Origin of the sequence: Actinokineospora sp. HUAS TT18 (genome assembly GCF_051364635.1) — a bacterium.
Taxonomy (GTDB): domain Bacteria; phylum Actinomycetota; class Actinomycetes; order Mycobacteriales; family Pseudonocardiaceae; genus Actinokineospora.
In genome coordinates, this window is the sequence record NZ_CP195645.1 from 2397215 (window position 1) to 2418875 (window position 21661).

Sequence of the window (21661 nt, forward strand, 5' to 3'; positions counted from 1 at the left end):
TCTACTTGATCGGAACTGTCGCCAACCGCTGGGCGGACGGCGCCGCGACCAGCTCTTCCAGTTGGCGGATGATCGTCGCGGGTGAGATCGGCCGCGGCTGGGCGAACACCCGCAGCAGTGCGTCGACGGACTGGGCGACGGTGAACGTCATGCCAGCGTCGCGACGCGCGTCGGCCGGGAGCGGTCCGCTGTCGACGGCCTGGCGGATGCCCCAGGCGAGGGCTTCGGAGTCGTCCGGCTTCACGAAGACGACGCCGCCGCAGTCGGTCTCAGGCAGGCCACCGTCGTCGGAGGCGACCACACGGCAGCCGGAGTGCTGCGCCTCGATGGAGACGATGCCGAAGGTCTCGTGCCAGTACTGACTGTTGGACGGCATGACGACGATGTCGTGCTCGGCCATCAGCGCGGCCATGCCTTCGGGCGTCTTGCGGGTCGGGACCACGCTGACGCCGGGGTGCTCGTTCAGCAGCCGCTCGATGATCTTGCCCTGCGGCTTGTCCGCGCCCGCCGTCGTCGCGGCGAAGGTGAGGCCGGAATCCTGGGCGATGATGTCGATGTGCAGGGTTTCGAGCAGGGTGTAGATGCCCTTCTCGGGACTCAGCCTGCCCGCGAACAGGATCCGCGTCGTGCCGGTCGCATTGTCCACTCTGGACTGTCCAGCGAAACATGGCTCGGCGAACGGGTAGACGACGTTGATGGTCGCTACGTCGACATCAAGGAAGTCCGCCCACAACCCGGCGGCGTACCGGCTGGTGGCGATGAGCGTCAGATCCCGGGTGCCCTCGATCGCGAACGCGCGGTACTTCTCCCGGATTGGTGGCAGGTTGTGCAGGACCAGAAAGGCGGGGTGCTTGGTCGCGACGATGTGCGGCTCGTTGACGAAGACGACGGTGCCGTCGAGCCCGCCGACGTCAGCCAGCGTATCCAGGGCGAGGAAGGGGATGTCGGCGAACTCGGCCCGCCCGTCCGCGACGCCGAGGCCGATGGTCACGACCTGCGCGGGGATGTGGCGGCGCAGCAGTTCCCTGACTTGGCCGACGGTGTAGTTCTCCGAACCGCCGGTGCCCGCGGGGAGTGGATTCCCTGGGGACCAGACAAACGAGATCACAAGCAGCCGCCTCACTGTCGATGGTCATCGGGTGAACCCGGACGGCGAGGGGCCAGCAGCATCCAGGGGTGAACTCAGCGAAACGCTCGAAACCAGAGATGTCGGCAAACCCACGACATTCGCGATGGTGAACGTTGACAGCTATCCGCAGCGTAGCACGATCGCGCTGCTCGACGGCTTGGCGCACACCCGCGAAGGGCGAACTCACTCGTGGAAGGCCGCGTACATCGCGACGATTTCCGCACGGTTCTCTGGGGTCGACTCCTCCCGGATCCGCCGGTTCAGCCCCGCCGGATACCCGTGCTTGATCAGCCGACGCTCCGCCGCGTCCTCCATGAAGGACATCGAGAAGTAGAACCCGGTGATCAACGCCAGCGCCACCATCGAGAACCGCAGCGACCAGGGCCCCGGCACCAACAGCAGCAGCCACCACGGCGAGAGCAGCACCGCCGCCCGGGCCATGTGGCGGAACACCCACCGCGGGGACGTCAGGTCCCACAGCACCCAGTGCCGGTACCGGGCGGGCAGGGTGCCGCCGATCGCGTACCAAAGCCATCGCATGGGGCCTGGGCGTTCCACCAGAAAAGCCTAGTGCCCTGACGGTCGAGACCGTCAGGGCACTAGGTACAGCAAATCAGGCTCCGACGGCCTGCTTCAGGTCGTCGGCGCGGTCGGTGCGCTCCCACGGCAGGTCCAGCTCGGGACGGCCGAAGTGGCCGTACGCCGCGGTGGGGGCGTAGATGGGACGCAGCAGGTCCAGGTCGCGGATGATGGCGGCCGGGCGGAGGTCGAAGACCGCGCGGATGGCTTCCTGGATCTTCAGCGGGTCGGCGTTCTCGGTGCCGAAGGTCTCGACGAACAGACCCACCGGGGCGGCCTTGCCGATCGCGTACGCCACCTGGACCTCGATGCGGGAGGCCAGACCGGCGGCGACCGCGTTCTTGGCGACCCAGCGCATCGCGTACGCGGCCGAGCGGTCCACCTTCGACGGGTCCTTGCCCGAGAAGGCGCCGCCGCCGTGGCGGGCCATGCCGCCGTAGGTGTCGACAATGATCTTGCGGCCGGTGAGGCCCGCGTCGCCCATGGGGCCGCCGATGACGAAGCGGCCGGTGGGGTTCACCAGCAGCCGGACGTTCTCGGTGTCGATGTCCAGGTCGGCCAGTTCGGGCAGCACGACCTGCTCGCGCACGTCGACGCCCAGCAGCTTCTCCAGGTCGACGCCCTCGGCGTGCTGCGACGACACGACCACGGTGTCGAGGCGGACGGCGCGGTCGCCGTCGTACTCGATGGTGACCTGGGTCTTGCCGTCGGGACGCAGGTACGGCAGGACGCCGTCCTTGCGGACCTTGGTCAGCCGCTTCGACAGCCGGTGCGCCAGCGCGATCGGCAGCGGCATCAACTCCGGGGTGTCGGTGCAGGCGTAGCCGAACATCAGCCCCTGGTCGCCCGCGCCCTGGCGGTCGATCTCGTCGGAGGCGTTCTCCACGCGGGTCTCGTGCGCGGTGTCGACACCCTGGGCGATGTCGGGCGACTGCGAGCCGATGGCGATGTTCACGCCACAGGAGTTGCCGTCGAAGCCCTTGGCCGACGAGTCATAGCCGATGTTGAGGATGACCTCACGGACGATGCTCGGGATGTCGGCGTACGCCTCCGTGGTCACCTCGCCCGCCACATGCACCTGACCGGTGGTGACGAGGGTCTCGACCGCCACGCGGGAGCGCGGGTCCTTGGCCAGCAGGGCGTCCAGAACCGAGTCGCTGATCGCGTCACAGATCTTGTCCGGGTGGCCTTCGGTGACCGACTCAGAAGTGAACAGTCGGCGGCTGCCTTTTTCGCTCACGTACCCCACCTCATCCGAAGACATAATCGCCTTCACTTTATCCAGGCGCGGAGTCGCGCCGCGACCGTCTGATGGTCACCGCCACGGCGTCCCACACTTCGGACGCCAGTTGCGCTTTGGCGCCGAACTCGATCGGGCGTTCGGTGCCGTCCGCGCTGAGCAACCAACCTTCATTGTCCTCGGTCTCGAAGGCCTTGCCTTCTCCCACTCTGTTGACCACGAGCAGGTCGCAGCCCTTGCGGGCGAGCTTGGCCCTGGCGTGGTCGAGGACGTCGGCTCCAGTATCGCCTGTCTCGGCCGCGAAACCTACGATGACCTGCGTCGACTCCGGCTCGCGGCGGCGGTTGTCCACCAGCTCGGCCAGGACGTCGGCGTTGCGGGTCAGCACGATCGGATCGGGTTCTGCCGCGGTCTTCTTGATTTTGAACTCGGCGCGGTGCGCGGGCCGGAAGTCGGCGACGGCGGCGGCCATGACCACCACGTCGGCGTCGGCTGCGGCCTTGTGCACAGCCTGCCGCAGTTCCTCGGCCGTCCCCACCTTGACCAGCTCGGCGCCCGCGGGCTCGGGCAGGTTCAAGGTGTGCGCGGAGACCAAAGTCACCCTGGCGCCGCGCTGCACGGCGGTGCGGGCCAGCGCGTAGCCCTGCTTGCCGGAGGAGCGGTTGCCCAGGAAGCGGACCGGGTCGAGCGGCTCGCGGGTGCCGCCCGCGGAGACCACCACGTGCAGGCCCTCCAGGTCGCGCGGGAGCGCGTCGGGCCTGCTGAGCAGCAGGCGGGCCAGGTCGACGATCTCGGCGGGGTCGGCGAGCCTGCCCTTGCCGGTGTCGGCACCGGTCAGCCGACCCGCGGCGGGTTCGCTGACCACGACGCCACGCGCGCGCAGAGTGGCCACATTGGCCTGGGTGGCGGCGTGCTCCCACATCTCGGTGTGCATGGCCGGGACCATCAGCACCGGGCAGCGCGCCGTCAGCAGGGTGTTCGTCAGCAGGTCGTCGGCCAGGCCATGGGCGGCTTTGGCGAGCAGGTCGGCCGTGGACGGCACGACGAGCACCAGGTCGGCCTCCTGGCCGAGCCGCACATGCGGCACCTCGGGAACGTCGGAGAAGACTCCCGTGTGCACCTTCTGGCCGGACAGGGCCTCGAATGTCGCCGCGCCCACGAACCGCAGCGCGGCCTCGGTGGGCACGACCCGCACGTCGTGTCCGGACTCGGTGAGCCTGCGCAGAACCTCACAGGCTTTGTAGGCGGCGATCCCGCCACCCACCCCGAGGACTACTCGAGGCCGGGGGGTCACTCGCCCTCGGTGTGCTCAAGCAGACCGGAGTGGATCTCGCGCAGCGCGATGGACAGCGGCTTCTCGCGCGGGCCGGGCTCCACCAGCGGGCCGACGTACTCGAGCAGGCCCTCGCCGAGCTGGGCGTAGTAGTCGTTGATCTGACGGGCACGCTTGGCCGCGTAGATGACCAGCGCGTACTTCGAGCTGACCTTGTCGAGCAGGTCGTCGATCGGGGGGTTGGTGATGCCTTCGAGGGGGGTCGTCGGCTCGCCCAGGGCGCCCAGCTCGGTGGGGGTGATCACTCTGCAACAGCTCCAGGTCACTCAGATGATGGCGTGAGTACCAAGGTTAGCAACTCGTTCGCAGCCTGCCGCACATCGGCGTTCACTACGACCGCGTCGAACTCCTTGGCCGCGGCCAGTTCGTCCTCGGCGATGGCCAGCCTACGGGCGACCACGGCCTCATCCTCAGTGCCGCGCCCGGTGAGCCTGCTCACCAGCACGTCCCAGGACGGCGGCACCAGCATGACCAGCTGGGCCTCCGGCATCGCCTTGCGGACCTGCCGGGCGCCCTGCAGCTCGATCTCCAGCACGGCGGGCTTGCCTGCGGCCAGCGCGGCCTCGACCGGCGCGCGCGGGGTGCCGTAGTGGTTGCCCGCGAACTCGGCGTGCTCCAGCAGCTCGCCCGCGTCGGCCATGCGGTCGAACTCGGCAAGGTCGACGAAGTGGTAGTGCGCGCCGTCGACCTCGCCCGGGCGCGGACGCCGGGTCGTGACCGAGACGCTGAAGTACAGCTCGGGGTGGATCCTGCGCAGTTCGCCGACCACGCTGGACTTGCCGACCCCGGACGGCCCGGATACGACAGTGAGCCGGGACCGGGCAGCGACGCCCGATCCCGGCCCACGGCCGTTGACGCTCTCAGTCACTCGCCGCTGAACTCGGCGAGCAGAGCCTTGCGCTGCCGGTCGCCCAGACCGCGCAGACGGCGGCTCGGGGCGATCTCAAGACGCTCGATGATCTGCTGGGCACGCACCTTGCCGACGCCCGGAAGGGCCTCGAGCAGAGCGGTGACCTTCATCTTGCCCAGCACCTCGTCGTTGTCAGACTGGGCCAGCACGTCCTTGAGGGTGGTACCGCCTCGCTTCAGGCGCTCCTTGAGCTCGGCTCGGGCGCGACGGGCGGCAGCCGCCTTCTCCAGCGCTGCGGCCCGCTGCTCCTCGGTCAGCTGGGGAAGGGCCACGATTTTCCTCCGTGGGGATTTGGTTCTCCGGATCGGTGCCGCGACGTTACCGACCCCTGGCCTGCGAAGACAACGCGGGGGCACCCTGTGCGCACGGTGACGGCCGGGCAGAAGTTGATCAACGATCGGTGACGTCGAGGCTGTGACCTGCGACAACTGTACGCCGGTTTGGTCACTATGGATCGTCACACACCGCGATCGGGCGCCCACGGGAGGCGAAAGTGTCATTTCCGCCACTCCCCGAGTTGTCGCCGGTACACCTAGTTAGACCACCGGCCGCTACCTGCGACAACAGATTCGGGTCCCGAACGGGGGCGGCGGACGGCCGCCCGGGGTGTCCGGGCGGGCGTCCGCCGCGCCGTGCCGCTACCTCCCGCGCGAGGTCACGAGGCGGTGACGGCGAGGGTGTCGAGGAGGAAATCGGTCTGCAGGGAACCGTCCTCGACGCTGACGAACTTCAGGGTGACGGTCCGCCCGCTCCACTGGCTCAGGTTGGCCGTGCGGCTGACGTACGAGGAGCCCGCGTTGGCGTTGGACCACGTGGCCAGTGTCGTCGTGGTCGACCCGTCGACGATCTGCACCTTCAGGGTGTCGTAGACCGTCGGGCCGTTCTCCCTGGTCACGATCCGCAGGTAGTAGTTGAGGGTCGAGGTGCCGGACGGGACGGTGAACTGCTGGGACAGGGTGTCGGTGTTCGTGACGCCGTTGCCGCCCATCCAGGCATACCAGGAACCCTGCTGCGCCGGGTAGTTCGTCCAGTTGCCCACGACGCCGCCGGTGATCGTCCAGTTGGCGGTGCCGCTCTCGAACCCGCCGTTGGTGAGACTGCTCCCGGGCGTGCCGGTGCGGTAGTCGATCGTGTGGGTGTAGACGAGGTTCCTGGTCGAGGCCGAGACGTCGAGACCGGCCAGCGGGCGGTCGTCGTTGAACCACTCGCGGAACGAGCTGGACCGGTTGAGGCGCATGTTGTCGAACGTGCGGGCGGGGCCGCCGTCGACCTGGCGCCACAGGTCGATCATGGACCCGGCCACCCTGGCCTCGACTGTGTCGCCGTCCTCGGGGTTGGTCCGGCTCACGGGCTGCGACGGGTTGAACCAGTTGGTCTGCATCAGGTCCATGCTCTCGCCGCTGGGCCAGTAGAACATCCCGTCGCCCTTGACGTAGCCGGTGATGGCGTTGGCGAAGCCCTCGGTCCACGCGCAGCTCGGGCCGGAACGCCGGTGCAGGTAGTGCGGGGACGGGCAGTCCGACGCAGGCCACCAGCCCGCGTAGAGCAGGTCCATGAAGGCGTGGCCCGCCTCGTGCAGCACGAGGTGCTCGGAGTCGGGGTCGGCGTCCATGAGCGCCACGTAGCGCCTGCCGTAGGGCACACCGTTGTCGAAGTACGTGCCGTCGGTGCTGCCCGGCTGCCAGTGGATGATCATCAGCGTGCAGTTGCTCGTCTCGCGCGCGGTCCAGCAGTTGGTGCCGGACGCGCGGGCCGCCCAGAGCAGATTCAGCGTGTCGAAGGCGTGCCAGCCGCGCATGTGGGTGCTCGCCGGAGACGTGGTGCCGAATGACGGGTTGGTGCCCGACGGGACGTTGAGCTTGGCCGCGGTGGTGACGGTGTAGGGCGCGGCGCCCTGGTTGTTGGTGACCTTCCAGACCGACGTCTCCGAGGTGAACCGCACCGACACCGAGTACATCGTGGTGACCGGCGAGGTGAAGCAGACGTTGTAGCGGCCGTCGGCGGCACCGGTCAGGCCGGTGGCGTAGGTCTGGTTCTGCGCGTTCGACGTCGCCTTGCCCAGGACGGTCACCGGGATGTTGCGGCCCGCGAGCCAGGTGCCGTTCTTGTCGGTGAAGGTGAACTGGCCGGTCGCGCAGATCTGGCCCGCCGCGGCGGCCGCGGGCTTGCCCAGCGACACGGCCGTCCCGCTGACGGTCGGCGTGACGGAGATCGACTCCGCCTGGCTGTCGGTGCCCGCGATGCCCGCCCGCGAGGTGCCCGGTCGGTCGCCGACGACGAACTCGGTCGAGGCGTGCGCGGCGTGCTCACGTTCGGTGCCGGTGACGTCGGCCTGGATCTGGGCGGCGCCCGCGGTCAGCGCGGTGACCCGGAGGGTGACCGTGCGGCCGCGGGTGGACAGGGCGAACGACTCCTCGGCGACCTGGTCGAGCCCGACCTGGCGGGCGGCGGACAGCGCGGTGCCGCCCGTGTCCAGCCGAAGCCCCCGGGGAAGCCGGACGGCCAGCTTGGCGCCGTCGACCCGGACCTGGGAGCTGATCGAGATCCGCACGGTCGCCGACTCGCCCACCGCGGGAAGCCGGTCCATGGAGACCGACGCGGTGACACACGTCGGCGCGACCTCGCCGCGGGAGGCGACGGGACCGCACGTTTCGGGTGCCGCGGGGGCAGCACCCGCGACGGGACTGATGGTGGCACACAAGGCGAGGACGCCTAATGCGACGACTGCACGATTCAGAGGTTTCAATGACAGGGCTCTAACGGACATGGTGAAGCCTTCCCGGGGCTTTCGCCCCCGGACGCAGGGAATACGCACAGGGCAGTTATGCAGGGACCCTTGGCCAACGTTCATCAAGATGAACGTTTCGGAACGTAGACCCGACGGATTACCACGTCAATGCCGAGAAGTGTGGATCTTGCGTCCGTTATAACGAACGGTTGTCCGATTAACGCGAAACAGCCCGGTCACTCGACAAAAGCGTCGAATGACCGGGCTGAATTCTGGGAACGTTCCCGTTTAAGCGTTAACAGACAACTCGTCTCGCGCCCGCAGAGCGGCGGCCCGAACCGCAGCCACGTCGGGGCCGTGGCGCAGGACATCCCGGGACGTCGTGGGCAGGACGTTCGCCCGGCCGCCGAAGACCCGCTCGATGTCGGCGGCACCCGCGCCCTGGGCGCCGACACCCGGGGCCAGGATGGGGCCGTTGAGGGCCGACAGGTCCAGCCCCGTCTCCCCCACCGTCGCCCCGATGACCAGTCCGATCGAGCCCAGCGGGTCGGCGCCCACGTTCAGCGCCGCCGCCTCGTCCACGACCGCCTGGGCGACCGAGCGGCCGTCCGCGCCGACCGCGCGCTGTACCGACGCGCCCTCCTTGTTGGACGTCAGAGCGAGCACGAAGACACCCGCCCCGGTCCGCCTGGCCTCGTCGATGGCCGGGGTGAGCGAGCCGAAGCCGAGGTAGGGCGAGACGGTGATCGCGTCGGAGGCCAGCGGCCCGTCGCCCACGTACGCCGAGCCATAGGCGGCCATCGTGGAGCCGATGTCGCCGCGCTTGACGTCGAGGAGCACGAGCGCGCCCGCCGACCGGGACTCGGCGATCACCCGCTCCAGCACAGCGACCCCGCGCGACCCGTGGGCCTCGAAGAACGCCGACTGCGGCTTCAGCACCGCGATCTCTCCGGCCAGCGCCTCCACGCACGTCAGCGCGAACCGCTCCAGCCCGGACGCGTCCTGGGGCAGGCCCCACGCGTCGAGCAGGCCGGGGTGCGGGTCGATGCCCACGCACAGCCTGCCGCGCTTGGCCGTGGCCTCGACCAGCCTGGCGCCGAACGGGGCCGTCACGCCTGCACCGCCGAGGCCGCCCGCAGCGCGGACTGCAGGTCCTGCAGCGACCGCACGCCTATGTCGTCGCGGATGAGCGCCTCTATGCCGTGCACGGCCGCCGCCGCGCCCTGGATCGTGGTGATGCAGGGGATGTCGCGCGACACCGCGGCTGTGCGGATCTCGTAGCCGTCGACCCGCGGGCCGTGGTTGCCGTACGGGGTGTTGATCACCATGTCAACACCGCCCTCGCGGATCAGGTCGACGATGTTGTCATCGCCCTCGAAGTGCTTGCGCACGACCGTGCACGGGATTCCGTTGCGCCGCAGCACTTCCGCCGTGCCCGAGGTCGCCAGGATCTCGAAGCCCAGGTCGGCCAGCCGCTTCACCGGGAACACCATCGCGCGCTTGTCGCGGTTGGCGACCGAGACGAACACCTTGCCCTCGGTCGGCAGCGAGCCGTAGGACGCGGTCTGCGACTTGGCGAACGCCTTGCCGAACGAGGCGTCGATGCCCATGACCTCGCCGGTCGACTTCATCTCCGGGCCGAGCAGCGAGTCGACGCCGTGGCCCTCCTTGGTGCGGAAACGGTGGAACGGCAGGACCGCCTCCTTGACCGCGACCGGGGCACCCGCGGGCAGCTCGGCGCCGTCGCCCTCGGCCAGCAGCATGCCCTCTTCGCGCAGCTCGGCGATCGTCGAGCCGAGCATGATCCGCGCGGCGGCCTTGGCCAGCGGCACCGCCGTCGCCTTGGACACGAACGGCACGGTCCGGCTCGCGCGCGGGTTGGCCTCCAGGACGTAGAGCACGTCGTCCTTCAGCGCGTACTGCACGTTGAGCAGCCCGCGCACGCCGACGCCCTTGGCGATGGCCTCGGTGGAGCGGCGCACGGCGTCGAGGTCGGTGCGGCCGAGGGTGATCGGCGGCAGGGCGCACGACGAGTCGCCGGAGTGGATCCCGGCCTCCTCGATGTGCTCCATCACGCCGCCGAGGTACACCTCGTCGCCGTCGCACAGCGCGTCGACGTCGATCTCGATGGCGTCGTCGAGGAACCGGTCGACCAGCACCGGGTGCTCGGGGCTGACCTCGGTGGCGCGCTTGATGTAGCCCGCCAGGGTCTCCTCGTCGTAGACGATCTCCATGCCGCGCCCGCCCAGCACGTACGACGGGCGGACCAGCACGGGGTAGCCGATCTCGTCGGCGATGCGCTTGGCGCCCGCGAACGACGTGGCCGTGCCGTACTTCGGCGCGGGGAGCCCGGCGGAGGTGAGCACGTCACCGAACGCGCCGCGGTCCTCGGCCAGGTGGATCGCGCCGGGCTGGGTGCCCACGATCGGCACACCCGCGTCGGCCAGCCGCTGCGCCAGGCCCAGCGGGGTCTGGCCGCCGAGCTGCACGATCACGCCCGCGACCGTGCCGGAGGACTGCTCGGAGTGCACGACCTCCAGCACGTCCTCGAACGTCAGCGGCTCGAAGTAGAGGCGGTCGGAGGTGTCGTAGTCGGTCGACACCGTCTCCGGGTTGCAGTTGACCATGACGGTCTCGTACCCGGCCGCGCGCAGCGCCATCGCCGCGTGCACGCAGGAGTAGTCGAACTCGATGCCCTGGCCGATGCGGTTCGGGCCGGAGCCCAGGATCAGCACCTTCGGCCTGTCGTGCTGCGAGGTGACCTCGTTCTCGGCCGCGGGGTCGAGCTCGTAGGCCGAGTAGTGGTACGGCGTCTTGGCGGCGAACTCGGCCGCGCAGGTGTCGACGGTCTTGTAGACCGGTCGCACGCCGAGGCGGTGGCGCAGCGAGCGCACGCCGTCCTCACCGGCCAGTTCGGGGCGCAGCGCGGCGACCTGGCGGTCGGAGAAGCCCGCCCGCTTGACCCGCCGCAGCAGCAGCTCGTCGAGCACGGGCGCGTGCATGACCTCGTCGCGCAGCTCCACCAGGGAGGCGATCTGGTCGATGAACCACGGGTCGATACCGCTGGCCTGGTGCACCGCGTCGACGCTGGCGCCGAGGCGCAGCGCGCGCTCGACGGTGTAGAGCCTGCCGTCGTGTGGGGTCCGCAGGGCGTCGAGTGCGGAGTCCTGGGTGATGGTGTCGGGGTCGGGCCGGGTCCAGAAGCCCGCGTCCTTGGTCTCCATCGACCGCAGCGCCTTGCCCAGCGCCTCGACGAAGTTGCGGCCGATCGACATGGCCTCGCCGACGCTCTTCATCGTCGTGGTCAGCGTCGGGTCGGCGCCGGGGAACTTCTCGAAGGCGAAGCGCGGCACCTTGACGACCACGTAGTCCAGCGTCGGCTCGAAGGAGGCCGGGGTCTCACCGGTGATGTCGTTGGTGATCTCGTCGAGCGTGTAGCCGATGGCGAGCTTCGCGGCGATCTTGGCGATCGGGAAGCCGGTGGCCTTCGAGGCGAGCGCGCTGGAGCGCGACACGCGCGGGTTCATCTCGATGACGACCATGCGGCCGTTGCCCGGGTGGATGGCGAACTGGATGTTGCAGCCGCCGGTGTCCACGCCGACCGCGCGCAGCACGTCGATGCCCACGTCGCGCATGTGCTGGAACTCGCGGTCGGTCAGGGTCATCGCCGGGGCGACGGTCACCGAGTCTCCGGTGTGCACGCCCATCGGGTCGATGTTCTCGATCGAGCAGATGACGACGACGTTGTCCTTCTTGTCGCGCATCAGCTCCAGCTCGTACTCCTTCCAGCCGAGCACGCTCTCCTCGATGAGCACCTCGGTGACCGGGCTCTCGGTGAGACCGGTGGAGGCCAGCCGCTCCAGCTCCTCGTGCGTGTGCGCCATGCCGGAACCCAGGCCGCCCATGGTGAACGACGGCCGGATGACGACCGGCAGGCCCAGCTCGGACACCGTCTCGCGGACCTCGGCCATCGAGTGGCACACCCGGCTGCGCGGGGTCTCGGCGCCGATCTCGGCGACGATGTCCTTGAACTTCTGCCGGTCCTCGCCGCGCTGGATGGCGTCGATGTCGGCGCCGATCAGCTCGACGTTGTACTTCTCCAGCACGCCGCGCTCGTGCAGGGCGACCGCGGTGTTGAGCGCGGTCTGCCCGCCGAGGGTCGCCAGGATCGAGTCGACCGGGTGGCCGGCGTCGCGCTCGGCGGCGATGACCTTCTCGACGAACTCGGCGGTGATCGGCTCGACGTAGGTGGCGTCGGCGAACTCCGGGTCGGTCATGATCGTGGCCGGGTTGGAGTTGACCAGGCTGACGCGCAGGCCCTCCTCGCGCAGCACGCGGCACGCCTGGGTGCCCGAGTAGTCGAACTCGCACGCCTGGCCGATGACGATCGGGCCGGACCCGATCACCAGCACGTGCTTGATGTCATCGCGCTTAGGCATTCGATCCGCCCTCCATCAGAGTCACGAACTGGTCGAACAGGTCGGCGGCGTCGTGTGGGCCCGCCGCCGCTTCTGGGTGGTACTGCACGGAGAACGCGGGCACGTCCAAAGCGCGCACGCCCTCGACGCAGCCGTCGTTGGGGCAGTAGTGGCTGACCTGGGCGGCGCCGAAGGGAGTGTCGAAGCGCTCCCCCGGCTCGCCTTCCAGGGCGAAGCCGTGGTTCTGCGCGGTGATCGCGACCCGGCCGGTGGCCACGTCGATCACCGGGATGTTGATGCCGCGGTGGCCGTAGCGCAGCTTGTAGGTGCCCCGGCCCAGCGCGCGGCCGAGGATCTGGTTGCCGAAGCAGATGCCGAACAGCGGGATCCGCCGCTCCAGCACCGACTTCGTCAGCGCGACCGCGTTGTCCTGGGTGGCCGGGTCGCCCGGGCCGTTGGACAGGAACACGCCGTCGGCCTCGATGGCGAGGATGTCGTCCAGAGTGGCCGTCGCGGGCAGCACGTGGGTCTCGATGCCGCGCGCGGCCATCATCCGCGGAGTGTTGGACTTGATGCCGAGGTCGATCGCGGCGACCCGGAAGCGGCGGTCGCCGTCTGCCTTGACCACGTACGCCTCGGGCGTGGTGACATCGCCCGCGAGGTCGGCGCCGAGCATCTGCTGGCTCTGCCGGACCTTGCCGACCATCGTGTCCACATCGGCCAGGTCGTCGCCGGAGAAGACTCCGGCGCGCATGGCGCCCTGCTCGCGGATGTGCCTGGTCAGCGCGCGGGTGTCGACGCCGCTGATGCCGACCACGTTCTGCTCGACCAGCGCGTCGTCGAGGCTGCGGGTGGACCGCCAGTTCGACGGGACGCGCGCGGGGTCGCGCACGACGTAACCCGACACCCAGATGCGGCCGGACTCGTCGTCCTCGTCGTTCCAGCCGGTGTTGCCGATCTGCGGGGCGGTGGCCACCACGATCTGGCGGTGGTACGACGGGTCGGTGAGGGTCTCCTGGTAGCCGCTCATCGCCGTGCAGAAGACGACCTCGCCGAAGGTGGTGCCGGTGGCGCCGAAGGCCTCGCCGCGGTAGACCCGGCCATCCTCCAACACCAGCGCGGCGGCCGTCCGCGTGCTCCTACTCACCGTGCGGAACCTCCGGGGTCTCAGGCAGGGCGCGGACTGCCCGCGCCCAGTTCTCGTACTCGCTCTTGTCGTCGGCTCGGAAGCCGGTGTCGAACTGGTGGCCGTCGATCTTCCAGCGCACGACCAGCACGCCGTCGCCGCCCATCACCTTGCCCGCGATCCCGGCCTCGGTGCGCGCGTCGACCACCGACTCCGCCGGGATCCACAGTGGACTCGCGCCGAGCCGGTCGAACAGCAGGCCGGTCGGGAGCAGGTGCAGGGTGGCGTCGGCGCGGAAGCCGATGTCGCCGACGGCGACCCGGTCCTGCCAGCCCTTGTCGGTGACCGTGCTCGCGTAGACGCCGGTCAGCGGGGGCAGCAGTTCGCCCTCGCCGAGCCGGTCGAGCAGACCGTCCGGCACGGCGGGGAAGGCGGGGAGGACCTTGGCCTGGCGGCGGGCGCGGTTGCGGTAGCCCAGCCACATCAGGCCCGCCAGCAGCAGGAACACCGCCAGCACGATCAGCGAGAGTTGCAGGCGCGTCATCGGGTCGCCTTCCCGTCCCGGGCGGTGACCTCGCCGCGCAGCAGCGTCGCCACGACCGTGCCCGGCAGCTCCATGCCCTCGTACGGCGTGTTGGCCGCGATGCTGGCCAGCTCGGCGCCGCGGACCGTCCAGCGGCCCTTCGGGTCGACCAGGGTCAGCGTCGCGGGCTCGCCGACCGCGATCGGGCGGCCCTGGTCGGGCAGGCCCGCGATCTCGGCCGGGCGCTCGCTCATCACGCGGGCGACACCGCGCCAGTCGAGCAGGCCGGGCTCGACCATGGTGGCGACCACGATCGGCAGGGCGGTCTGCAGGCCGAGCATGCCCGGGCGGGCCGCCGACCACTCGCAGTCCTTGTCCTGGTGGGCGTGCGGGGCGTGGTCGGTGGCCACCACGTCGACTGTGCCGTCGGCCAGCGCGGCCCGCAGCGCGGCGGCGTCGGTCTTGGTGCGCAGCGGCGGGTTGACCTTGTTGACCGGGTCGTAGCTGGTCAGACGCTCGTCGTCGAGCAGCAGGTGGTGCGGGGTGACCTCGGCGGAGACCTGGGTACCCCGGCTCTTGGCCCAGCGCAGCACGTCGGCGGTGCCCGCGGTGGACACGTGGCAGACGTGCAGGCGGGCGCCGACATGGAAGGCCAGCAGGCAGTCGCGCGCGACGATCGACTCCTCGGCGACCGCGGGCCAGCCGGTCAGCCCGAGCCGCGCGGCGGTCTCGCCCTCGTGCGCCTGCGCGCCGACGGTCAGCCGCGGCTCCTCGGCGTGCTGCGCGATGACCGCGCCCAGCGACTTCGTGTACTCCAGCGCGCGGCGCATGATCAGCGGGTCGGCGACGCACAGGCCGTCGTCGGAGAAGATCCGGACGTTCGCCTGGGACTTGGCCATGGTGCCGAGTTCGGCGAGCTTCTCGCCCTTGAGTCCCACCGTGACCGCGCCGACCGGGTGCACGTCGACCAGGCCGATCTCGCGGCCGCGGCGCCACACGTGCTCGACGATGACCGCGTTGTCGGCGACCGGGTCGGTGTTGGCCATGGCGAACACGGCCGTGTAGCCGCCCAGGGCCGCAGCGCGGGACCCGGTCTCGATGGTCTCGGTGTCCTCGCGGCCCGGCTCACGCAGGTGGGTGTGCAGGTCGACGAACCCGGGCAGCGCCACGAGACCCTCGGCCTCGATGACCTCGTCGCCCTTGAGCCCGTCACCTATCTCGGTGATGACCCCGTCCTCGATCAGCAGATCGACGGGATCCTCTCCGTAGGGCTTCACGCCCCGGATGACCAGACTCATGAACCGTCTTCCTCTCCGGCCAGCAGGTGGTACAGCACGGCCATGCGGACGTGCACCCCGTTGGCGACCTGGTCTGTGATGGCCGCGCGCGGCGAGTCGGCGACCGCGGGGGCGATCTCCATCCCGCGCAGCATCGGGCCGGGGTGCAGGACGACCGCGTGCTCCGGCAGCATCCGCGCCCGCGCCTCGCTCAGCCCGTAGGTGATCGAGTACTCCTTGGCTGACGGGAAGAAGCCGCCGTGCATCCGTTCGGCCTGCACCCGAAGCATCATCACCGCGTCGAGCGTGGGCAACTCGGCGTCGAGGTCGTGGGAGACCTCCAGGCCCGGCACCCAGTCGGCGACCCCGGTCGGCAGCAGCGTGGGCGGTGCGACCAGCACCACCTGCGCGCCCAGCGCGGTGAGCAAGTGCACATTGGAGCGGGCGACGCGGCTGTGCAGCACGTCACCGACGATGCCGATCCGCCTGCCGTCGACCGAGCCGAGCCGGTCGCGCAGGGTCGCCGCGTCGAGCAGCGCCTGCGTGGGGTGCTCGTGGGTGCCGTCGCCCGCGTTGACCACCGAGGTGCCCGCCTCGGACAGCCAGCCCGCGAGGCGGTGGGCCGCGCCGGAGGCCGGGTGGCGCACGATCACGCAGTCGGCGCCCGCGGCGGCCAGCGTCAGCGCCGTGTCGCGCAGGGACTCACCCTTGCTGGTGGAGGACCCGGACGAGGAGACGTTGACCACGTCGGCGCTCATCCACTTGCCCGCGATCTCGAAGGACACGCGGGTGCGGGTGGAGTTCTCGTAGAACAGCGTGATGACCGTGCGGCCACGCAGCGTCGGCAGCTTGCGGACCTCGCGGCCCAGCAGGGTCTTCTTCAGGCCGTCCGCGGTGTCCAGGATCGCCAGCGCGGTGGCCGGGTCGATCCCGTCGGTGCTCAGCAGGTGCCTCACGGGGAGTCCTCCCGGCTGAGCAGGACCGCGTCGCGGCCGTCGGTCTCGGAGAGCAGGACGTTGACCTCCTCGGAGCGCGCTGTGGGCACGTTCTTGCCCACGTAGTCGGCGCGGATGGGCAGTTCGCGGTGGCCGCGGTCGACGAGGACCGCCAGCTGCACCGCGCGGGGACGCCCGGTGTCGCGCAGCGCGTCGAGGGCGGCGCGGATGGTGCGGCCGGAGAACAGCACGTCGTCGACCAGGATGACCAGCGCGTCGTCGATCCCGCCGGCGGGCAGCGCGGTGGCGCCCAGTGGCCGGGTCGGCTTGCGGCGGAGGTCGTCGCGGTAGAGCGTCACGTCGAGTGTGCCGAACGGCACTCGGACGCCCGCGAAGTCTTCGATCTTCGCGGCGAGGCGCGCGGCCAGCGGGCCGCCGCGGGTGGGGATGCCGAGCAGGACGACCGGGCTCGCCCCGGAACCGCCGAGCGCGGTCTTCTCGATGACCTGATGGGCCATTCGGGCGATGGTGCGCGCGACGTCGCCGGCCGAAAGCAGCTCGCGCTGCCCGGTCGGGTCTGTCACGCCGCGGTCTCGCGACGCCACAGTGGACTCCTTCCCCGCCTCACGGGACGGGTCTTAAAGGATGTCGATCAACCCAGCTCACCTGGGCTCATAGCGACCGTATCAGGCCGTTCGGACCGTCCGCGCGGGTGGTGTCGCGCACCCGACACAAGTGTCCTAGTCGGATCAGCTTGACCTGGTGACAACTCTGGGTAACCATTACTCAGCGTGTTGATTTGAAGCTACCCGCGGCAGTCCTTAGCGCCGACGGGGCGAACTGAACGGAGAACCGCCGCATGGGCGACTACGCCAAGGCGCTAGGGGCCAAGCTCCGCGCCATCCGCCAGCAGCAGGGGCTGTCGCTGCACGGCGTCGAGCAGAAGTCCGGTGGCCGCTGGAAGGCCGTCGTGGTCGGCTCCTACGAGCGCGGCGACCGAGCCGTCACCGTGCAGAAGCTCGCCGAACTCGCGGACTTCTACGGCGTGCCGGTGGTGGAGCTCCTCCCCGAGGGCCGCGTGCCGTCCGGCGCGGAACCCGCCACCAAGATCGTCATCAACCTGGAGCGCCTACAGCAGTTGCCCGCGGAGAAGGTCGGCCCACTGGCCCGCTACGCGGCGACGATCCAGAGCCAGCGCGGCGACTACAACGGCAAGGTGCTCTCGATCCGCACCGAGGACCTGCGGTCGCTGGCGATCATCTACGACATGACCCCCGGCGAGCTCACCGAGCAGCTGATCGACTGGGGGGTGCTTCCGCCTGAGGCTCGGCCGTCCAAGGAAGACTGACCAGGCCCCCACACGCAGAAACACCCGACTCGCGGACCGCGGTCGGGTGTTTCTCTGCGTTTCTAGAGCGTCGCGCGGAGCTTGTCGGCGATGCCCGCGATCCGGCCGAGGACGCCGTTGACGAACCGCGGCGAATCGTCCGTGGACAGCGACTTGGCCAGCTGCACGGCCTCATCGATCGCCACCGCGTCGGGCACGTCGTTGGCCCACAGCAGCTCGTACAGGCCGAGCCTGAGCACCGCGAGGTCGACGGCGGGCATGCGGTTGAGGGTCCAGCCCTCGGCGTGTTCGGTGAGCAGTTCGTCGATGCGGGTCTGGTGGGCCCGCACCCCTTCGACGAGGGTGACGGTGTAGTCGTTCACCGGGGGCACGTCGGGCGAGCCGACCCGGTCGGCCAACAGGGTGACCGGGTCGTCGCCGCGGAGAGCCGCCTCGAAGAGGAGGTCGACCGCTCGTTTCCGTGCCTTGCTGCGGGCGCCCATTGTCAGCCGCTGACTCGGCCGAGGTAGCGCCCGTCGCGGGTGTCGACCTTGACCTTCTCGCCGGTGGTGACGAACAGCGGGACCTGGATCTCCGCGCCGGTCTCCAGCTTCGCGGGCTTGGTGCCGCCGGTCGAGCGGTCGCCCTGCAGGCCAGGGTCGGTGTGCTCGATGACGAGCTCGACCGACGTCGGCAGCTCGATGAACAGCGGCGAGCCCTCGTGCGAGGAGACGATCGCGGTGCTGTTCTCCAGCATGTACTTGGCGGCGTCGCCGACGACGGCGGGCGTGATGTGGATCTGCTCGTAGGTGTCGCCGTCCATGAAGACGTATTCGGAGCCGTCGTTGTAGAGGTAGGTCATCTCACGACGGTCGACCGTGGCGGTGTCGACCTTGACGCCCGCGTTGAACGTCTTGTCGACGACCTTTCCGGACAGCACGTGCTTGAGCTTGGTCCGCACGAAGGCGGGGCCCTTGCCCGGCTTGACGTGCTGGAACTCAGTCACGGTCCAGAGCTGGCCCTCGAGGTTGAGCACCAGGCCGTTCTTCAGGTCGTTGGTCGAGGCCACGAGCTAGATCTCCTGTTGTCCGCGCGCATGTGGTGATCGCCCTTGGGCGCTGTTTGCCCAGCTAGACGACCATGAGCTGCTTGGTGGTCAGCGTGAGGAGCTCGGGACCTTCATCCCGCACGACGAGCGTGTCCTCGATGCGGACACCGCCTCTGCCGGACAGGTACACCCCGGGCTCGACCGTGACCGCCATGCCGGCCGAAAGTGTACCTTCACCGGTCTTGCCAAGGGCGGGTGCCTCGTGGATCTGCAGGCCGACGCCGTGGCCGAGGCCGTGCAGGTAGTCGTCGCCGCGCCCCGCGCGCTCGATGACGTCGCGGGCGGCGGCGTCGACGGCCCGCACGTGCGCGCCCGGCCTGAGCGCGGCGCGGCCCGCCGACTGGGCGACGGCGACGAGGTCGTACAGCTCCCGCTGCCAGTCGGCCGGGGCGCCGAGCACGAGCGTCCTGGTCATGTCGGAGTGGTAGCCGTCGACGAGCGCGCCGAAGTCGAGCTTGATGAAGTCGCCGGGGTGCAGCTCCGCGTCGGTCGGCCGGTGGTGCGGGATCGCGGAGTTGGCGCCCGCGGCGACGATGGACTCGAAGGCGGGCTTGGTGGCGCCGTGGTCGAGCATCCGGTTCTCCAGGTCGCGGGCCACCTCCCGCTCGGTGCGGCCGACCGCGAGGCCGCCGTGCTCGATGAGGTCGGCCAGCGCGCGGTCGGCGGCCGCGCAGGCCATGCGCAGCGCCTCGATCTCGGTGTCGTCCTTGACCATCCGCAGCCGCTCGATCAGGTTGGGCGCGCGGACGAAGTCGACCGACGGCGCGGCGTCGGCCAGCGCGTCGAGGCTGTCCACCGAGACGTGCTGGCTCTCGAAGCCGGTGCGGCGGTAGGCGGAGTCCTTGTCGGCGCGCCCGGCGAGCGCGAGGACGCTGGCCCGCTCGATGACGTGCTCCAGCTCGGGCACCTGCCGCGCGGCCTGCTCCTGGTAGCGGCCGTCGGTGCAGAACACCGTGCGGTCGTCGTCGTCGGCGTGCACGAGCAGCGCGCCGTTGGAGCCGGTGAAACCGGTCAGGTAGCGCAGGTTCAGCAGATCGACGACGAGCAGGGCGTCCAGCTCCTGCTCCCGCATCGCCGACCGCAGGGCGGCTCGCCGCCGGACGTGGGCATCAGGCATAGGGCGAGCTTAAGGCCGGGAGACGGGCCGCGTCCGTTACTCTCGGGTAATGAAGACCTGGCTCGTGCGGGGTGTGGTGCTCGCCGTCGTGCACGCGGCCGCGGCGGTGTTCGTCGCGGCGCTGAAGGCCGACCAGCCGACCGGGCGCACGGTCATCGAAGCCGTCGTGCTGGGCGTTCTCGTGGGTGTCTCGGCGACGTGGGCCGCGGTCGACGGCTGGCGCGGGGTGCTCGACCGGGGCCGCGCGTGGGTCATCGCCTCGCTCATCGCGGGCTGGGGCGCCGCTGTCCTCGGGGTCATCGGCCGCGCGGCGTTCGTCGACCAGACCGGCACCAGCGCACTGGGTCAGGCGCTGACCGGCGGTGCCGCGTTCACCGCGCTGCTCGTCCTCATCCCGGCGGGCCTCGGCCTGGTCGTCGGGCCGCGACTGGAGCGCAGCAAGGCCTGATCAGCCCAGCCAGGGACCCCGCTCGTACTCGGCCCACCGCCGGGAGTCGACCCGGTCCACGGGCGAGGAGTTGGCCGTGGCGACCGCCGGGTCGCCGAACGGGAAGACCTTGTCACCGAGCAGGAATCCGATGCCGGACTCGGACCGGACCGCCTTCGCGCCCGCGTCCAGCCTCGCCTGTACGCGGTAGTTGTCCAAGGCGGGCACCCGGGCGTCCAGAACGCGCACCGCGAGCTTCTCGGCGACCGCCCGGCGCTCGACGCGGACCAGGCCGTCCCGGGTGACCAGGTCGATCGTGCGCTGCGGCGACGGCACGGCGAACCCGACCAGCGCGCCCGCCGCCCGTGCCGGGTCAGCACACGCGCGGGTGCCGGTGATGTCGAGGCCGAAGTGGTGCAGGCCGTTCGGCGCCGCGTCGATCCGGGTGGCGCGGACGAGGTCGACGGGAACGCGCTCGCACGGGTCCTCGACCGAGCGGGGCGCGTGGCCCTCGCCGTCGCGGACCAAACCAGGCCCCTCCTGCCACGGTCCGGGGACCATGAGCGGCGGGTAGGGCTGCTCGCGGAAGTCCTTGTCCCAGAAGGTGAGCCGGGTGCCGCCGTCGACCTCGTGGGCAATGGCGAACGCGGCCAACGCGTCGACCCACATCACGTCGACGCTGAACGCGTCGACCACCGAGCGCAGGCGTGCGTGGGTGCTCGTGTCGGGCCGGAATCCGCCCGGGGCGAGGATCTCCACGTTCACCGCGAACGTCGGATCCTTGGCGCGCAGCACGAACTGGCCCGCACCGTTCCAGCCCGCGGCGGATCCGGTGGTGTCGGTGAACAGCAGATAGAACCAACCGTCCACATAGACCGCTGCGGGTTGTCCGGCGCCATAGGCGTTGTCGCGCATCTTGTTGCGCGACATGGTGACGATCGGCGCGCCGCCGTTCGCCCGAGTCCACGTCTTGCCGTCGGGGCTGGTGGCGAGCCCGATCGCGCTGCCGTACGGGTGGTCGGCCTCGGCGCCGGTGTAGTACAGGTAGTACGTCGAGTCGACCCGCAGCACCGACGGGTCGCACACGTGCTGGGCGTCGAAACCCTTGCCACCGCCGGAGAACACCGGGGTAGCGGGGCCGAACGGGCCACCGGGCGAGTCGGCTTCGGCGACCAGGATGTCGTCACCGGCCGGGCCCGCGCCGCCGATCTGACTGCACCACCACATCCGGTACTTGCCGTCCTCGGCCAGCAGCGTCGGCGCGTAGTTGTACGGGGCGCCGTTGCCGCCCGCCGCGATGTCGCCGGTGCTCTGCCGCGGCCGGTCGGTCGCGAGGGCGACCGGGGGCAGCGGACGCGACTCCGGGACAGGCGTGGCGGAGGTGGTCTGAGCGGGCACGGGTTGGCCCTCGGCTGCCGTGCAGGCCGACACCAGCCCGGCGACGGCCAACAGCAGCGCGACGCGGCGGAACATTCGGGCCTTCC

Annotated in this window: 21 protein-coding genes; 2 read left to right on the plus strand and 19 right to left on the minus strand. The window is 70.3% G+C overall.

Translation table 11 applies throughout. From position 1 onward, the window contains the following. Position 1: 1 nt before the first annotated feature. The 15 genes from ACSHT8_RS10590 to pyrR form a co-directional block, all read right to left on the minus strand. Positions 2-1123 carry a glycosyltransferase family 4 protein gene (locus ACSHT8_RS10590; protein ID WP_436500133.1) on the minus strand — a complete coding sequence of 374 codons (1122 nt, stop codon included), beginning with the start codon at positions 1121-1123 and terminating at the stop codon, positions 2-4. 189 nt (positions 1124-1312) lie between these two features. Further along, on the minus strand, positions 1313-1687 hold the full coding sequence (locus ACSHT8_RS10595; protein WP_436500135.1) for a DUF5313 family protein: 375 nt from the start codon (positions 1685-1687) through the stop codon (positions 1313-1315). A 55-nt stretch (positions 1688-1742) separates the two neighbouring features. Next, a complete protein-coding gene (metK, locus tag ACSHT8_RS10600) occupies positions 1743-2924 on the minus strand; it encodes a methionine adenosyltransferase (RefSeq protein ID WP_436502037.1) in 1182 nt (393 codons plus the stop codon). Positions 2925-2985: 61 nt separating this feature from the next. Beyond that, positions 2986-4242, minus strand: coding sequence for a bifunctional phosphopantothenoylcysteine decarboxylase/phosphopantothenate--cysteine ligase CoaBC (gene coaBC, locus ACSHT8_RS10605; protein WP_436500137.1), 1257 nt, complete (start codon positions 4240-4242; stop codon positions 2986-2988). Then, entirely contained in the window at positions 4239-4526 is a 288-nt protein-coding gene (gene rpoZ / locus ACSHT8_RS10610) for a DNA-directed RNA polymerase subunit omega (RefSeq protein ID WP_436500138.1), read from the minus strand. Before rpoZ ends, coaBC begins: the two co-directional genes overlap by 4 nt. Before the next feature lie 17 nt (positions 4527-4543). Beyond that, entirely contained in the window at positions 4544-5149 is a 606-nt protein-coding gene (gene gmk / locus ACSHT8_RS10615; protein ID WP_436500140.1) for a guanylate kinase, read from the minus strand. After that, positions 5146-5463 carry an integration host factor, actinobacterial type gene (mihF, locus tag ACSHT8_RS10620; protein ID WP_018686179.1) on the minus strand — a complete coding sequence of 106 codons (318 nt, stop codon included), beginning with the start codon at positions 5461-5463 and terminating at the stop codon, positions 5146-5148. The genes gmk and mihF overlap by 4 nt, the downstream gene beginning before the upstream one ends. Positions 5464-5846: 383 nt before the next feature. Continuing rightward, positions 5847-7778: a hypothetical protein gene (locus ACSHT8_RS10625; protein ID WP_436500143.1), complete on the minus strand. Its 1932-nt coding sequence runs from the start codon at positions 7776-7778 to the stop codon at positions 5847-5849. A gap of 429 nt (positions 7779-8207) precedes the next feature. Then, entirely contained in the window at positions 8208-9032 is an 825-nt protein-coding gene (pyrF, locus tag ACSHT8_RS10630) for an orotidine-5'-phosphate decarboxylase (RefSeq protein WP_436500144.1), read from the minus strand. Beyond that, complete coding sequence (gene carB / locus ACSHT8_RS10635) at positions 9029-12358, minus strand: carbamoyl-phosphate synthase large subunit (RefSeq protein WP_436500146.1); 3330 nt, start codon at positions 12356-12358, stop codon at positions 9029-9031. Before carB ends, pyrF begins: the two co-directional genes overlap by 4 nt. Beyond that, positions 12351-13484 (minus strand): glutamine-hydrolyzing carbamoyl-phosphate synthase small subunit, encoded by a 1134-nt coding sequence (gene carA, locus ACSHT8_RS10640; protein ID WP_436500148.1) that lies wholly within the window; start codon positions 13482-13484, stop codon positions 12351-12353. The genes carB and carA overlap by 8 nt, the downstream gene beginning before the upstream one ends. After that, positions 13477-14007: a transporter gene (locus ACSHT8_RS10645; RefSeq protein WP_436500150.1), complete on the minus strand. Its 531-nt coding sequence runs from the start codon at positions 14005-14007 to the stop codon at positions 13477-13479. Before ACSHT8_RS10645 ends, carA begins: the two co-directional genes overlap by 8 nt. Further along, positions 14004-15284 carry a dihydroorotase gene (locus ACSHT8_RS10650; protein WP_436500152.1) on the minus strand — a complete coding sequence of 427 codons (1281 nt, stop codon included), beginning with the start codon at positions 15282-15284 and terminating at the stop codon, positions 14004-14006. The genes ACSHT8_RS10645 and ACSHT8_RS10650 overlap by 4 nt, the downstream gene beginning before the upstream one ends. After that, positions 15281-16219, minus strand: a complete 939-nt coding sequence (locus tag ACSHT8_RS10655) for an aspartate carbamoyltransferase catalytic subunit (protein WP_436500154.1) — start codon at positions 16217-16219, stop codon at positions 15281-15283. Before ACSHT8_RS10655 ends, ACSHT8_RS10650 begins: the two co-directional genes overlap by 4 nt. Then, a complete protein-coding gene (gene pyrR, locus ACSHT8_RS10660) occupies positions 16216-16803 on the minus strand; it encodes a bifunctional pyr operon transcriptional regulator/uracil phosphoribosyltransferase PyrR (protein WP_436500156.1) in 588 nt (195 codons plus the stop codon). Before pyrR ends, ACSHT8_RS10655 begins: the two co-directional genes overlap by 4 nt. Before the next feature lie 254 nt (positions 16804-17057). Between pyrR and bldD the strand changes: the two genes are divergently transcribed. Continuing rightward, positions 17058-17546 carry a transcriptional regulator BldD gene (gene bldD / locus ACSHT8_RS10665; protein WP_018686187.1) on the plus strand — a complete coding sequence of 163 codons (489 nt, stop codon included), beginning with the start codon at positions 17058-17060 and terminating at the stop codon, positions 17544-17546. A 62-nt stretch (positions 17547-17608) separates the two neighbouring features. On the opposite strand, the gene nusB is transcribed toward bldD, so the two are convergent. The 3 genes from nusB to ACSHT8_RS10680 form a co-directional block, all read right to left on the minus strand. Next, positions 17609-18028, minus strand: coding sequence for a transcription antitermination factor NusB (gene nusB / locus ACSHT8_RS10670; protein ID WP_436500158.1), 420 nt, complete (start codon positions 18026-18028; stop codon positions 17609-17611). A 2-nt stretch (positions 18029-18030) separates the two neighbouring features. Then, the gene (efp, locus tag ACSHT8_RS10675; RefSeq protein WP_436500159.1) at positions 18031-18594 is read right to left on the minus strand and encodes an elongation factor P; all 564 of its coding nucleotides are present in this window, start codon (positions 18592-18594) and stop codon (positions 18031-18033) included. A gap of 61 nt (positions 18595-18655) precedes the next feature. Continuing rightward, positions 18656-19750 (minus strand): M24 family metallopeptidase, encoded by a 1095-nt coding sequence (locus tag ACSHT8_RS10680; protein WP_436500161.1) that lies wholly within the window; start codon positions 19748-19750, stop codon positions 18656-18658. 49 nt (positions 19751-19799) lie between these two features. On the opposite strand from ACSHT8_RS10680, the gene ACSHT8_RS10685 reads away from it, so the two are divergent. After that, entirely contained in the window at positions 19800-20198 is a 399-nt protein-coding gene (locus tag ACSHT8_RS10685) for a B-4DMT family transporter (RefSeq protein WP_436500163.1), read from the plus strand. Here ACSHT8_RS10685 and ACSHT8_RS10690 read toward each other — a convergent pair whose 3' ends face one another. Further along, on the minus strand, positions 20199-21650 hold the full coding sequence (locus ACSHT8_RS10690; RefSeq protein WP_436500165.1) for a beta-xylosidase: 1452 nt from the start codon (positions 21648-21650) through the stop codon (positions 20199-20201). Positions 21651-21661 lie beyond the last annotated feature (11 nt).

Excerpts from the sequence above, each read along its gene's own strand:
- ACSHT8_RS10625 (WP_436500143.1), bottom strand. The coding sequence starts at position 7,778 with ATGGACCGGCTTCCCGCGGTGGGCGAGTCGGCGACCGTGCGGATCTCG.
- carB (WP_436500146.1), bottom strand. The coding sequence starts at position 12,358 with ATGCCTAAGCGCGATGACATCAAGCACGTGCTGGTGATCGGGTCCGGC.
- ACSHT8_RS10645 (WP_436500150.1), bottom strand. The coding sequence starts at position 14,007 with ATGACGCGCCTGCAACTCTCGCTGATCGTGCTGGCGGTGTTCCTGCTG.
- ACSHT8_RS10650 (WP_436500152.1), bottom strand. The coding sequence starts at position 15,284 with ATGAGTCTGGTCATCCGGGGCGTGAAGCCCTACGGAGAGGATCCCGTC.
- bldD (WP_018686187.1), top strand. The coding sequence starts at position 17,058 with ATGGGCGACTACGCCAAGGCGCTAGGGGCCAAGCTCCGCGCCATCCGC.
- nusB (WP_436500158.1), bottom strand. The coding sequence starts at position 18,028 with ATGGGCGCCCGCAGCAAGGCACGGAAACGAGCGGTCGACCTCCTCTTC.
- ACSHT8_RS10680 (WP_436500161.1), bottom strand. The coding sequence starts at position 19,750 with ATGCCTGATGCCCACGTCCGGCGGCGAGCCGCCCTGCGGTCGGCGATG.
- ACSHT8_RS10685 (WP_436500163.1), top strand. The coding sequence starts at position 19,800 with ATGAAGACCTGGCTCGTGCGGGGTGTGGTGCTCGCCGTCGTGCACGCG.
- ACSHT8_RS10690 (WP_436500165.1), bottom strand. The coding sequence starts at position 21,650 with ATGTTCCGCCGCGTCGCGCTGCTGTTGGCCGTCGCCGGGCTGGTGTCG.